A 14171-nucleotide genomic window follows, 5' to 3' on the forward strand; every position below is an offset into this window, starting at 1 on the left:
CGTTAGCGGCATATAATACAGCTAAAGCCCAGTATGATGCCGATAAAGCTAAGTACGACCAAGATAAGGCCAAGTACGACACTGATAAAGCTAACTATGATAGCAAGGTCGCTGAGAAGGCGGAAGCTGACCGCATCAATGCGGAAAACGAGGCCAAGTATCAGCAGGAATTGGCTCAATATCAGACTGATAAAGAGCAGTATGACAAGGATCTTGCTGATTACAATACAAAACTCTTAGAGTACGAAACTGCTCTGAAGCAGTACGAAAACGCCAAAGAGGCTTATGATAAATTCTTAGCAGACCAAGGGTTATCTGCAGAGGCTGCTGCACAGGAATTAACATTCTTGCGTGAACCGAGTGCTACGCACAAAATCGAAGGAATTAGTAGTTATTTAACTAAGGCTGCTCAAGAACGTTTAGCCTCTAAAGGTGGGGTTGAACAGTATCAATCTAATGAACTGAAAGATGGTGAAGTTGTTTCAGAAAGTCCTTACTCTGATAAAGAATCTGAATGGATTCAAATCAAGGTAGGTGATAAGTTCTCTGTCACCTATGATGGGCTTTCACAATCTAAAATGCTGGTTGAAGGTGTTCAACGCGATATTAGCAGAGTTATTTACCGCTACGAAATCGTGAGTTTGCCTTCTTATGATAAGAAGGGAATCGCCAAGGTTGATGCTGACCCAACGGTTACGCTAACGGTTGGAGCATCATCAAATACGCAAGAGCCAGTCAAAGTAGCCGTTGATATTGAATTTTACGATAAAGATGGCAAGATGTATGACCTATCACAGCGTAAAGCTATCATTGCATTGAACTCTCTTAACCACTGGAAGGGAGCTGCTTATATTGATAGTGGTGATAAACCACGTGCTTTAACTGTTGAAGCCAAAGATGTTAATGGCAATATGGTCCGTGGTACTTGGGATCCCTACGCTGACGGTAGCTCTCCAAGTATGGAAAATGGAGGAGTTGTTGTCAAATCAGGCCGTGCTGATTTTTCAGGGAAAACTGTCGAAATTTCGCAGGACAATCCTCTTAGAATTATCGCTCAGAAGGCTGGCTGGAATGGTCATAGTTGGATTGTAGAAAAAGAAACGACCATATTCGGTAACGCTGTATATGCCTCAGGTAGCGGCAACGGTCATTCAACTGGTACTGATGAATATAGATTTAATGGGAAAGATGACATTCTCGGAACCTATGTCGTTGATCAGACAACCGGTGTTATTACGTTTACCCCTAAAAGAAAATTCCAATCAACAGAGCACCAAGAGTTTGTTGACATTGGTAATAAAGGTTTTGTAGCAATCCCTAATTCAAGTGTTACTTACGATCCAAACACGAAGCAAGTAACGTCTGAAAACGAGAATCAGTATATTGAAAATGGCGCAGTTTTCAATGGTGAGACAACACCAACACTGCGTGGATGGGATGACCCTGACTCTCCTTATCTTTACTATGGTGGTGCAGGTGTTCGTATGACCGACGGTCACTTGGTTTTCACTGCTCAGGGGGCTAATGCGGATGGTGCCCCAACAGTTTATTGGTTTGCCATCAACTCAAATGTTGGATTCCCTAAAAATCCAGGTGAAGAGCCAAAAGTGCCAACTAAGCCAACGCCACCGACAGCGCCAACACCACCGACCAAGGTCATCGTTGAAGTTCCAGATGAGCCGACGGAACCGGATGCGCCGACCCCACCGACGGCGCCAACGCCGCCGACCAAGGTCATCGTTGAAGTTCCAGATGAGCCGACGGAACCGGACGCACCAACACCGCCGACAGCACCGACGCCGCCGACCAAGGTCATCGTTGAAGTACCAGACGAGCCAAGGGAACCGGACGCGCCAACCCCACCGACGGCGCCGACGCCGCCGACTAAGGTCATCGTTGAGGTACCAGACGAGCCAAGGGAACCGGACGCGCCAACCCCACCGACGGCGCCAACGCCGCCGACTAAGGTCATCGTTGAGGTACCAGACGAGCCGACGGAACCGGACGCGCCAACACCGCCGACAGCGCCAACGCCGCCGCGCAAGACCATCATTGAAGTTCCAGAAAAGCCAACGGAACCGGATGCGCCGACCCCACCGACAGCGCCGACGCCGCCGACAACGATTAATGTCGAAGTTCCAGCAGAACCAACGCCACCAACCGAGCCAGAGGTTCCAACTGTAAGATGGCATAAGAACTATATTGTTGAAGTTGTTGAAAAACCAAAGCCAGGTATTCCAACGACTGATCTACCTAAGGATCCAGCACCATTTACACCTGTGCCTGTACATAGTACACCGCAACCACCTGCTTCACAAACACCAGTTGGGACATTGCCGGAAACTGGTGAAACCACTAGCTATGGTGTGGCAGCCTTTGGTGTTGGCATTATAGCCTTTACACTAGCAACTCTCATGGCTTCTTATAAGCGCAAAGAAGATTGAAATTGCCTAGCAGCTTTAATAGCTGATAAGCAATAGCTAAAAAGACTGATTCTCCACTAAGTGGGAGATCAGTCTTTTTGTTTCCTCTTATTATGAAGGAGTTTCTTCACCAACTGCAGAGGATCTTTTATATTAATTAACATCTGAAAGGGTTCAAATTCTCCTGTTACAAGAATTTCAGCCTTCCAAACTACTTTATGCTAATAGTAAAAAGGCAGTCAGATGGCAATGATTAAAAAGAGTCCCGGCTGCCCAGGCAGGGTCTTCTCTAAGCCTAGTATTTTATGCCTAATCTGTATTGACAACAATTTAGTCCTTCCGCCACATCAATAAAACACAATATTGGTATTAAAATACTAAATATAGTAAAACCAATTTGTCGTGAAAACTAGCTAAAGATGTTACAATGAGAAAAAAATTAAGAGGTGATAGTATGTATCATACGGAAATTTTGGGTGACCGTCTTTATCACAGTCAGTCTGCTCAACGTAGCCCTTGCCTCCTGTGTCACCATGTGCATTCAGGGATACTTTAAACGTTATGAAAATATTGATAGTCTTCCGATTAGGGTAAAGTCTGATCTCGATTATGATGCTGGCCGCTTTGCCTTAGAGCTTGATATTGATAGGAATTTAACAAATCAGGATCGCTCGGATATTGTAGCTTATATCAATGAAAAATGTCGGGTGAGCAAGCTACTGCGGGAGAATATAGCCTTAGAGTTTACTTTTTCCTCCTAGATTACCGCATGTTCTAGGTAGTCTTATTAATCAAAGACCAGTTCGTTCCTGTCGTTTTGGCTCCCAAAGTCTAGCTAGAGATTTTTTAGCCTGCTTTGATTATTGAATCAGTTCAGGATGTAGAGTTTCACCTATACACGCAAGGGTGATTCTAGACCAGTGCTGATGGGATCCGATGGGCGGATCGTCCAACTGTAGCCAAGGGATAAATTGGGATTGGCTAGCAATGAAAACTTAGATTTCTTCTTTCAAACTTTTTACTTTTCTTTTTTTCTAGTGGTGTTAAAATGTAGGTGTAAATAGAAAGAAGGCGGTTACATGATTGATGAAACAGTTCGCTATCAAGCACTGTCATCACAGGAACTATACGACCAGCTTAATACGAGACAGACTGGTTTGCACAGTGAAGAAGTTCACCGACGGCAGGAGCAGTTTGGCAAGAACCTTCTGGCAGAAGCCAAGCAAGAATCCAAACTATTGCGTTTTCTAAAGAATTTTACCAGTCTGATGGCTCTCTTACTCTGGACGGGCGGACTGGTGGCTATATTGACAGGGACTATTGAGCTAGGAATTGCCATCTGGTTGGTCAATGTCATCAATGGTATTTTTAGTTTTATTCAGGAGAATCGCGCTCAGAAGGCGACTGAAGCCTTGAAAAACTTGCTACCTTCCTATGCTCGCGTTGTTCGCGACGGCATTGAGCAAAAGATTTTAGCAGAGGATTTAGTGCCTGGTGATGTCCTCCTTATTGAGGAAGGTGATAAAATTTCAGCCGATGCTCGGATTCTTATGGCGACAGACTTGCAGGTTAATCAATCTGCCTTGACTGGTGAGTCTAACCCTGTCCGCAAGCATGATAAAACAGTAACAGATAGTGATGTTACAGCACTGGAAGCTGATAATCTAGTCTTTGCGGGGACGACGGTTTCCAATGGCTCTGCCCGAGTTTTAGTCACTCAGATTGGTATGCAGACAGAGTTTGGCAAGATTGCTCATTTAACTCAGGATGTTGCCGATGATAAAAGCCCGCTGCAAAAAGACGTTGATCGTCTGACCAAGCAGATTTCTCTTATTGCGATGAGCGTTGGAATTTTCTTCTTTATTGCCTCAGTTTTCTTTGTTGAGGAACCAATTGCCCGAGCTTTTATTTTTTCTCTAGGAATGATTGTTGCCTTTATCCCAGAGGGCTTGCTGCCGACGATTACACTGTCTTTGGCTATGGCTGTTCAGCGCATGGCCAAGGAAAATGCCCTTGTTAAAAAATTAGCATCGGTAGAGACCTTGGGTGAGACCACTGTTATCTGTTCGGACAAAACAGGAACGTTAACCAAAAATGAAATGACTGTCCACAATGTTTGGACCCTCAAAAAGGAATACAAGCTGACTGGTTTGGGCTATGCGCCAGTAGGGCAGGTACTTTTACACGGTCAAGAGGTCGCAGCAGCACAGGATACCGATCTCAACTGGATTCTGCGAGGGGCGACTCTCTGCAGCAATGCTAAAATCAGCAATCCAAGTAGCGATAATCCCAATTACACCGTGCTGGGCGATCCGACTGAGGCCTGCTTAGAAGTAGCTGCTCAGAAGGCTGGGATTGATTTATCTGATAATGAGAGAGACAATTACCGACTAAAAGAGCTGCCTTTTGATTCTGATCGCAAGCGCATGACAACCTTCAATCATCTAGCACAAGCGATTGAAAGTAAATCGACAGCGTCTTTTACCAAGGGCGCGCCTAAGGAAATTCTGGAGCTCAGTCCCTATATTCGTGAGAATGGCCGCATCAGAAGCCTCAGTGACAGTGAAAAAGCGGCAATTTTACGAGCCAATGATGCCTATGCCCAACGAGGGCTCAGGGTTTTGGCGCTGGCCTGTCGGCTCTACGATAACGAAGCCAAGATTGAGGACGCTACGATAGAAACCGCAGAAAACAACATGATCTTCATGGGTTTGTTAGTGATGCAGGATCCACCGCGCGAAGGCGTCAAAGAAGCCGTTGCGAAATGCCATGCAGCTGATATTCGGATTATCATGATGACAGGGGACTACGACCTGACTGCTGTCAGCATTGCTAAGAGTATTGGTATTGTTAAAAACGAACAACCACGAGTTATCAGTGGCCGTATCCTAACAGAGATGTCTGATGCGGAATTACAAGAAGCCCTCAAGGATGAAGTCATTTTTGCTCGGATTGCTCCGGAACAAAAATTCCGCATTGTCACCAATCTTCAGGCACTTGGCCATGTTGTCGCTGTAACTGGTGATGGGGTCAATGATGCCCCTGCTCTGAAAAAGGCTGATATTGGTGTCGCAATGGGGATCACAGGAACCGATGTCGCCAAGGAAGCTGCTGATATGATTTTGACAGATGATCATTTCACCTCTATTGTTAAAGCCATTGAAGAAGGTCGCAGTATTTACAATAACCTGCGCAAATTCCTCGGCTATATCTTTAACAGCAATACTTCAGAAGCTGTACCGTCGGCGGTTTTTCTCTTTTCTAGGGGATTAGTTCCTCTGCCTTTGACGGTTATGCAAATTTTAGCGATCGACCTAGGAAGCGATCTGATGCCTGCTCTAGGTTTAGGTGTTGAACAGCCTGAGGAAGGTATCATGAGTCAGCCACCGCGTGCCAAGTCTGACCGTCTTGTCAATCGCAAGATGTTAATCAAGTCTTTTCTCTGGTACGGTGGTATGGAAGCCCTTGTTGCCATGGCTGCTTTCTTCTCAGTTTATGCCTTTCATGGAGAGCTGGGCAGCGCTCTAGCTAGCAGTGGCAGTCTCTATCGTGAGGCTACAACAATGACCTTAGGAGCGATTATTTTTAGCCAGATCGCTCAAGTCATGAACTGTCGCACACAGACCCAATCTATTTTTAAGCGGGGGTTTTTCACCAACCGTACCATTAATCTTGGATTGGCACTGGAGATTATGCTTTTTTGCCTCCTGGCTTATGTCCCTCTTCTCAACGGTCTCTTTAATACAGCCCCCATTAACAGTCTAGAGTGGGGCATCCTTATTCTCTGCCCAATCCCAATCTTCCTGATTGAGGAAGTCAGAAAGGCTTGGCTACGCCAAAGATATAACACTTAATTTGACAGTTCGTCTCATAAAAGAGGCCCCGATTCCATTCGGAATTGGGGCCTCTTCAAAATAATCTAAAGTTGGAAGAAAGCAGGTCAGTTAGTCACACTCAGCCTATGCGACTGGGATTACCATCGGCATCGAAGTGATAGAGGATACCATCAATAGTGTAATCTCCATCTTTAGCCTGTACGCCGTCTTTATCAAAATAGCGCTGGGTATTATCAATGGTTTGCCAGCCAGTCAGTGCTTGACCAGTTTCCCTGTCAAAGTAATACCAGTTTCCCCCTATTTCTTTATATTGGCTGGCGATGGGGTTACCGTCTTCGTTAAAGTAGTAGGTCTTACCATCAATAGTCTGGCTGCTGTTGGTAATGGCAAAACCGTCCTGACCGAAGTAGTAGGTCTTACCATCGACTGTCACCAGTTTCTCTCTAATGGCATAACCCTCTTGGTCAAAATAGAGGTAACCTGTTTTAATATCGCCAAGGTGGGGCCGCAGTGGATGATAGTTAATGGAACCCCAATAAAGTTTGTTGCGCGCCAGCGTATGGTCATCATTGATTAAGATAGGATCAACATTAGCTGAGATATCGTCTAATGTAAGACCAGGGGGCAGCAGTTCTCCTCGATAATCATAGGCCTTACCATCTTTGCCAATTTTAACGAGGAAATTATTATAATAGATTTTTGAAAAATGATATTCCTCACCGTTGATATACTGAACGCCGCTGACCTTTTGGCCAGTTTTATCATCAATAAAGACGTGTCCGTAGCCATTGCCAGACTTTTCAAAATGGCCGGTGATGCTAGGATGTTCTTCGTTTTGGTTACTAGATGGGTTGCCGTTATCGTCAAAATGATAGAGCAGACCGTCAATGGTCTTATCGATGTTCTTAGCTTGGACACCATTGCTATCAAAGTAACGCTTGGTACCATCAATAGTCTGCCAGCCAGTCAGCGCTTGACCGGTGTCTTTATCAAAGTAGTACCACTTGTCGCCATCATTTAGATAGCTTCCTCTGAGAATATCACCTTCATGGTCATAAAAACCAAAGTGATAGAGTTTGTAGTCTATCCTGCGGAAGCCTTCAGTAACTTGAGCATAGTCATCACCAAAGAAGTAAAGTTTACCATCAATGGTCTTAAAACCCTTTGCCCTGCTGCCATCTTCGTTGCGGTAATAAGTCTTGCCCTTGTAGGTGTAGAGGCCGCTTGGCAGGGTGTAGACTTGACCATCCATTGTGAAGGGATTGCCGTTATCATCAAAGCGTAAAACACGACCTTCAATAGTATAGATACCATTCTTTGCTTGGATACCAGTTTCATCATCAAAGAAGCGCAGGGTACCGTCAATAGTCTGCCAAAATTTCAGTGGCTGACCGTTATCCTTATCCAGATAATACCAATTTCCATCAACTTCGGCATATGCACCCTTGACCTGAGAACCATCTGGCCTAAAGAAGTAGGTGTTTCCTTGAAAAGTTTTCAGCCCTGTCAGAAGTTGACCAGTTTCATCAGCACAGTACCAAGTAACCTCATGATCAGGGGTAAAGAATTGGTTTTCAACCAGTTGGCCATCATCTTGGAAGTAGTACAACTTACCATCAATCGTCTGGAAACCGGTTAGATTTTGACCGTTACCATCACTGTAAAATTTACCAGTATCCCCTTTGTGCCAGCTAGCGGCAGTAAGTGTAGCGCTAACCATATTTTCAGTGTCCATTCGAGCGTTTTGGTTGAATGCGTGGGTCTCACTGACGGTTCCAGAACTGTTTTGACCTTCCTGATGTTTAGGCATGTCAGTGTCAGAATTGGCTTCTGAAACTCCAGAACCACTAGAGTCTGAAACAGCTGCCGACTCAGTATTAGCATCAACCGTAGAGCTTTCAGTACCACGTTCAGCCCTCTTGTCATCTAGTTCTTGTTCTCTCTCGGCAGAAGCAAGCTGAGTACCTTCTGAATCAGTATTCTTAGCATCTTCTTGAACCTGAGACTTAGCTTCAAAAGCTGTCACCGTTTCAGCGGTTTTATCATCAGTGATGAAACCAGTCTCAGTTGCTTCAGCAGGACTGGCGTTGCTCGTCTGACTGCTTGGAACAGAGTCACTTACAGGAGCTGTCGTTTGATCCGCACTGACTCTCACAGCTCCCAGACCAGTTAGCATCACTACCATGGTTGCGATGGCTACCCAGTGTTTTTTTACCTTGTGCATTTTAATGCGTCGTTTGATTTCCATAGTTAGCCTCCTTCTAATGGCTAAAGAGAAAAGCTCTAACGACTTGTCTTATAGCTGCCCAATCATCAGCAGCTTGGATTATAAATATTAAAGCTTTCTCAAAATTATTATATCACTGTATGGAAACGTTTACAATGCTAATTGTTAGGGTTTCTATTGAATAAAAACAAATTGTCAGAAAACTGTTTTTTGTGTTGAAGTTGTCAGAATTTTTTGTTATACTAGTTTTTGTAATAGAAAAACGACGAGAGAACAAGCGCCAAATCAATTGACAGAGAGTGCCGTTGCTGAAAAAGGGACACAGGTTTGGCCACACAGTCTTGAGTGCGGGTGCGAACCTTATAGTAGTGTCTGACGGGTGGTTCCGTTAATAACCAGAAGTCTATGACTTCACGAGGAAGGATAGGTGACTGTCTTTCGAATTGAGGTGGAACCACGTTGCGACGTCCTTGCAAAAATTTTTGCGAGGACTTTTTTGTTAAATAGCTAGTGCATCAGGAGGTTTTTATGATTAGAGGTCTGAGAGAGATTGAGCCTTATACAGCTGGTAGTCAGCCCCAAGGAAAGCGAATTATTAAGCTAAATACCAATGAAAATGCTTATCCCCCTAGTCCTAAGGTGGCTGATGCTTTAAGAAAATTTAACAGTACCAACCTTCGTAAGTATTCAACGCTATCTCAAAAAGAAGTGCGTCAGGCTCTGTCTGTTCATTTGGGGGTAGCTGCTGATCAAATTATCCTTGGCAACGGCTCAGATGATATTCTCTCTCTGGCTTTTTTGGCCTTCTTTAATAATGATGAGCCTGTTCTATTTCCAGATTTGACATACGGTTTTTACAAGGTTTGGGCTGACTTATACGATATTGCCTATCATGAAGTGCCGCTGACCAGTCAATTTGAAATAGATCCAGCCGATTATCAGGCTTTCAACGGTGGTCTTGTCATTGCTAATCCTAATGCTCCGACAGGAATTTATAAAACTTTGGGAGAATTGGAGAAAATTATCCAAGCCAACCAAGATGTCGTTGTCATTATTGACGAAGCCTATATTAATTTTGGAGGAGAGACTGCCCTGCCTCTGCTGGAAAAATATCCGAATCTCTTTATTACGCGTACTTTCTCAAAAGATGCTTCTCTAGCAGGTTTGCGTGTAGGCTATGGGGTTGGCAGTCCCGAGTTGATCAAGGTCATCGAAGCTGTCAAAAATTCGGTCAACCCTTATGCCGTTGATAGCATAGCAGAAAAATTAGCTCTAGCGGCTGTAGATGACTGGGATTACTACAGCAATAACTGTCAAAAAATTATGGAGACCCGTGACTGGTTTGTAAAGGAGCTCGAAGCTATCGGATTTACTGTCCTGCCGAGTTCGGCCAATTTTGTTTTGGTTAAGCCGGCTCTAGCAGCTCAGGAGCTCTTTCAGTATTTACAGACTAAGAATATCTATGTCCGTTATTTCCCTAGAGTAGAGAGAATTAAGGAATATTTACGTATCTCTATCGGTCGACAGGAAGAAATGGAGAAAGTCATAATGATCATTCAAGAGGTAGTTTCATGAAAAAAACAACATTACCAGTAGGTATGCACGACAAATTATTCAAGAGGGCTGCGACCATGTATCGCTTAGAACGTGATATCAGTGATTTATTGATAGAACGACAGTTCAGGCGCATCGAAACACCGACTTTGGAGCATACAGAAGTATTTGGAGATGAGTTAAAAAACACCCACTATCATCTTTTTGATAAATCGGGGGATTTACTCAGTCTGCGGCCAGATATTACCAGTCAGATTGGACGAGTCATTGCCTCAACTCAAGTAGAGACACCGATTAAGTTTTCCTACTCAGGAAAGGTTTTTCACTATAATGAAGAACTGCGTGGCTTGCTCAATGAGCACACTCAGGCTGGTGTAGAGATTGTTGGTTACCCAGCCGATAAGGCGCTTAAAGAAGCTATCTTATCGGCTAAAGCAGCCTTAGATGTAGCTGGGGTTAAAGTCTATCAGTTCGAGTTTTCCCATGCAGCTATCTTGCAGACCATCTATGATGAGTTGGACTTGGATGAAGTCAGTCAGCACCAATTGGAGGGAGCTATTATTGATAAGAATATCACAGCTCTCCATACTTTTACCGAAGTTCATCCCAGCGAGTTTGATGCCTTGATCGAGGCTCTGCCTTTCTTGTTTGGGGAAAGTCACGATGTGCTGGTAAAAGTCCGTCGACTAGTTAAACACAAGCTGATTTTGAAGGCCCTTGATGATTTGGAAGCTTTACTAGGAGACATTTATCGTTTTCTGCCCCAAACAACGGTTGACCTCGCGCAAGTTCCCTCCCTGCCTTACTATACCGGTATGATGTTTAAAGTTTTTGGTGAAAATGTTCCAGATGCTTTTGTGTCTGGTGGCCGTTATGACAAATTGTTTGAACGTTTCGGCGCGTCAGAGCTGACGGCTGTTGGCTGGGCAGTTGATTTAGACAGTATTTATCAGGCCATTCATAATAGCTTAGAAGGAGGAGGTCTGCGATGACAGAACAGATTACGATAGCACTTACGAAAGGACGGATCGAAAAAGGTACCGTGAACCTCCTGAAACAGGCCGGTTTTGATTTGGATTTTATGGCTGATAAAGGGCGTAGTCTCATTTTTGAAAGTCCCGATCGCCGTTTTCGCTTCCTATTAGTTAAAGCACCGGATGTTACGACTTACGTCCGCCACGGTGTAGCCGATATTGGGGTGGTGGGCAAGGATGTGCTTCTGGAGCATCCGACAGGCTATCTGGAAATGCTGGATCTGAATATTGGTCTCTGTAAATTTGCCGTAGCTTCGATCCCTAGTTTTGATCCGAGCGACCATAAGCGTAAGCGTATCGCAACGAAATACCCCACAGTTGCCACTGATTTTTATAATCAGAAAGGAGAGGATGTCGAAATCATTTCCATTCAGGGAAGTGTTGAAATTGCTCCAGTTATTGGTTTAGCTGATGCTATTGTCGATATTGTTGAAACAGGTAACACCTTAAAAGCTAACGGTTTAGAAGTATTTGAGGATATCTGCCGTATATCTGCTAGAATGATTGTTAACAAGGCAGCTCTTAAAAATAACTCTCAAGTGCTACCTTTTATTAAAAAAATTGAGGCTATTGTTGGAGACGAGGAGGTACCTTTTCAATGAAACGTCTAACAGGAACTAATGAAACTATATCTAAGATTCTCTATCAAGAGCAGCTAGAGCTGAGCCGGCAGAATATCGATGTTGAAGAAACCGTCCGTGCTATTATTGAGAATGTGAAAAATCGCGGTGATCAAGCACTGCGCGAGTACTCCGCGACATTTGACAAGGTTGACCTAAGGGACTTTGAAGTCGGGCAGAAGCTGATTGATCAGGCTTTTGCTGAGGTTGACAAAGATGTTCTGAGAGCTCTTGAAAATGCCAAGGCTAATATTGAATCTTACCACCGCCAGCAACTGGAAGTAGGGTTTGAAGACCAGCCATCTGACGGCGTTCTTCGCGGCCAGCTCATCCGTCCTATTGAGCGCGTGGGGGTCTATGTGCCGGGAGGGACAGCAGCTTACCCGTCTTCTGTCCTTATGAATGTTATTCCAGCCAAGATTGCAGGTGTCAAGGAAATTATTATGATCACGCCGCCACAGGAACATTTTGTTCCAGCTATTTTGGTTGCGGCTAAGCTAGCTGGTGTGGATAAGATTTACCAAGTGGGCGGTGCCCAAGGTATCGCCGCTCTGGCTTACGGCACCCAGACCATTCCTCAGGTTGATAAGATCACTGGTCCTGGGAATATCTTTGTGGCAACAGCCAAAAAACAGGTTTATGGTATTGTCGGTATTGATATGATTGCCGGTCCATCGGAAATTGGTGTTATTGCGGATAGTACAGCTAATCCAGCCTATGTAGCAGCAGACTTACTCTCGCAGGCAGAGCACGATGTTCGTGCGCGGGCGATTTTGGTAACCAATTCTGAAGCTCTGGCCGATGCGGTAGAGGCTGAGATTGAAGCTCAGCTGCAAACCTTGCCGCGTCAAGCCATTGCCCGTCCGTCTATCGAAAATAATGGACGGATTATCATCGCAGCCAATACTGCAGATATGTTTGACCTTATGAACAAGGTGGCGCCTGAGCACTTGGAAATTGCTATGGAAAATGCCTATGACTACCTAAATCAGGTCGAAAATGCTGGTTCTGTCTTTTTAGGACACTATACGAGCGAACCGATTGGTGATTATTATGCTGGTGCTAATCATATCCTACCGACCACAGCAACCAGCCGCTTCTCATCTGCTCTGGGAGTGCATGACTTTGTCAAACGCATCCAGTATACCCAGTACAGTAAGGCAGCGGTCAACAGCGCAGAAAAAGATATTACAACTTTGGCCTATGCTGAAGGCCTGCAAGCCCATGCCAGAGCCATCGAGGTGAGAAATGACCAAAATTAAAGGACTGTTAGTCATGGACGTGGATTCAACCCTCGTTCAGGAAGAAGTGATTGATTTGCTGGGAGAAGAAGCAGGTGTTGGCGAGCAAGTAGCTGCCATTACCGAGCGTGCCATGCGGGGTGAGCTGGACTTTAAAGAAGCTCTGGCTGAACGTGTGGCCACCTTGAAAGGATTGTCAGAAAACATCTTTGATAAGGTTTATGCCCGCATTCATTTTAACAAGGGAGCCAAGGAATTAGTGGATGAGTTGCATGCGCGCGGTTACAAGGTTGGTCTGGTATCCGGCGGTTTTCATGAGACGGTTGACCGTCTGGCTGCTGAGGCAAATGTTGACTATGTCATGGCCAACCACTTGGAAACGGCAAGCGGCATTCTGACAGGCCGAACCTACGGTGATATTGTGACCAAGGAGGTCAAGGTGCAAAAACTTCGCGATTGGGCTGCGGAAAATGGGCTGACGTTGGCAGACACTGTTGCTATGGGTGACGGAGCCAATGACCTGCCCATGATTCACGAGGCTGGTATCGGCATTGCCTTTTGTGCCAAACCTGTTGTACGAGAGCAAGCCCCCTACCAAATTCAGGAGCCTGACCTGTACAAAGTGATTGAGATACTAGATGAGGTGAGAAAATGAGACAAGCAGAAATCGAACGCAATACCTTTGAAACCAAAATCAAACTGAGCCTGAATTTAGATGAACAAGAACCCGTGGATATTCAGACAGGCGTTGGTTTTTTTGACCATATGCTGACGCTTTTTGCCCGTCATGGACGGATGTCCTTGGTGGTCAAAGCTGACGGTGACTTGTATGTAGACAGCCACCACACGGTGGAAGATGTCGGTATCGTCTTAGGTCAGGCCCTGCGCCAAGCCTTGGGAGATAAGGCCAGTATCAACCGCTATGGAACAAGTTTTGTGCCTATGGATGAGACACTTGGAATGGCTAATCTTGACCTGTCGGGGCGCAGCTATCTAGTCTTTGACTGCACGTTTGACAATCCCAAACTGGGTAATTTTGATACCGAGTTGGTGGAAGAATTCTTCCAAGCCCTTGCCTTTAATGTACAGATGAATTTGCACTTGAAAATTTTGCATGGTAAAAATAACCACCACAAGGCAGAAAGTCTGTTTAAGGCGACTGGCCGTGCCCTGCGCGAAGCAGTAACCATCAACCCAGAAATTCACGGGGTTAACTCCACCAAAGGAATGTTGTGA

Annotated in this window: 10 protein-coding genes; 9 read left to right on the plus strand and 1 reads right to left on the minus strand. The window is 45.0% G+C overall.

All coding sequences use genetic code 11. The annotated features are described in order from the left end of the window. The 3 genes from ACVR1G_RS00005 to ACVR1G_RS00015 form a co-directional block, all read left to right on the plus strand. The coding region (locus ACVR1G_RS00005) for a GbpC/Spa domain-containing protein (RefSeq protein WP_447451176.1) at nucleotides 1–2444 on the plus strand (2444 nt) is incomplete at its 5' end. Between the two features lie 455 nt (nucleotides 2445–2899). Beyond that, nucleotides 2900–3184, plus strand: coding sequence for an OsmC family protein (locus ACVR1G_RS00010; protein WP_447451177.1), 285 nt, complete (start codon nucleotides 2900–2902; stop codon nucleotides 3182–3184). A gap of 318 nt (nucleotides 3185–3502) precedes the next feature. Beyond that, nucleotides 3503–6277, plus strand: coding sequence for a cation-translocating P-type ATPase (locus ACVR1G_RS00015; RefSeq protein WP_447451178.1), 2775 nt, complete (start codon nucleotides 3503–3505; stop codon nucleotides 6275–6277). 100 nt (nucleotides 6278–6377) lie between these two features. Here the strand turns inward: ACVR1G_RS00015 and ACVR1G_RS00020 are convergent, their stop codons facing one another. Beyond that, nucleotides 6378–8507, minus strand: coding sequence for a KxYKxGKxW signal peptide domain-containing protein (locus ACVR1G_RS00020; RefSeq protein WP_447451179.1), 2130 nt, complete (start codon nucleotides 8505–8507; stop codon nucleotides 6378–6380). Nucleotides 8508–9014: 507 nt separating this feature from the next. On the opposite strand from ACVR1G_RS00020, the gene hisC reads away from it, so the two are divergent. From hisC to hisB, 6 genes are read left to right on the plus strand one after another with little or no spacing between them, the layout of a single operon-like run. Continuing rightward, nucleotides 9015–10061, plus strand: coding sequence for a histidinol-phosphate transaminase (gene hisC / locus ACVR1G_RS00025; RefSeq protein ID WP_447451180.1), 1047 nt, complete (start codon nucleotides 9015–9017; stop codon nucleotides 10059–10061). Beyond that, nucleotides 10058–11032 carry an ATP phosphoribosyltransferase regulatory subunit gene (locus ACVR1G_RS00030; RefSeq protein WP_447451181.1) on the plus strand — a complete coding sequence of 325 codons (975 nt, stop codon included), beginning with the start codon at nucleotides 10058–10060 and terminating at the stop codon, nucleotides 11030–11032. The genes hisC and ACVR1G_RS00030 overlap by 4 nt, the downstream gene beginning before the upstream one ends. Next, nucleotides 11029–11676 carry an ATP phosphoribosyltransferase gene (gene hisG / locus ACVR1G_RS00035; protein ID WP_447451182.1) on the plus strand — a complete coding sequence of 216 codons (648 nt, stop codon included), beginning with the start codon at nucleotides 11029–11031 and terminating at the stop codon, nucleotides 11674–11676. The genes ACVR1G_RS00030 and hisG overlap by 4 nt, the downstream gene beginning before the upstream one ends. Beyond that, a complete protein-coding gene (gene hisD, locus ACVR1G_RS00040; RefSeq protein ID WP_447451183.1) occupies nucleotides 11673–12956 on the plus strand; it encodes a histidinol dehydrogenase in 1284 nt (427 codons plus the stop codon). Before hisG ends, hisD begins: the two co-directional genes overlap by 4 nt. Further along, nucleotides 12943–13590, plus strand: coding sequence for a phosphoserine phosphatase SerB (serB, locus tag ACVR1G_RS00045; protein WP_447451184.1), 648 nt, complete (start codon nucleotides 12943–12945; stop codon nucleotides 13588–13590). The genes hisD and serB overlap by 14 nt, the downstream gene beginning before the upstream one ends. Continuing rightward, a complete protein-coding gene (gene hisB / locus ACVR1G_RS00050) occupies nucleotides 13587–14171 on the plus strand; it encodes an imidazoleglycerol-phosphate dehydratase HisB (protein ID WP_447451185.1) in 585 nt (194 codons plus the stop codon). Before serB ends, hisB begins: the two co-directional genes overlap by 4 nt.

This window comes from Streptococcus dentasini, from assembly GCF_053206945.1.

Bases quoted from the DNA above. Each gene is read 5' to 3' on its own strand.
- serB (WP_447451184.1), top strand. From the start codon at position 12,943: ATGACCAAAATTAAAGGACTGTTAGTCATGGACGTGGATTCAACCCTC.
- hisB (WP_447451185.1), top strand. From the start codon at position 13,587: ATGAGACAAGCAGAAATCGAACGCAATACCTTTGAAACCAAAATCAAA.
- ACVR1G_RS00020 (WP_447451179.1), bottom strand. From the start codon at position 8,507: ATGGAAATCAAACGACGCATTAAAATGCACAAGGTAAAAAAACACTGG.
- hisD (WP_447451183.1), top strand. From the start codon at position 11,673: ATGAAACGTCTAACAGGAACTAATGAAACTATATCTAAGATTCTCTAT.
- hisC (WP_447451180.1), top strand. From the start codon at position 9,015: ATGATTAGAGGTCTGAGAGAGATTGAGCCTTATACAGCTGGTAGTCAG.
- hisG (WP_447451182.1), top strand. From the start codon at position 11,029: ATGACAGAACAGATTACGATAGCACTTACGAAAGGACGGATCGAAAAA.
- ACVR1G_RS00030 (WP_447451181.1), top strand. From the start codon at position 10,058: ATGAAAAAAACAACATTACCAGTAGGTATGCACGACAAATTATTCAAG.
- ACVR1G_RS00015 (WP_447451178.1), top strand. From the start codon at position 3,503: ATGATTGATGAAACAGTTCGCTATCAAGCACTGTCATCACAGGAACTA.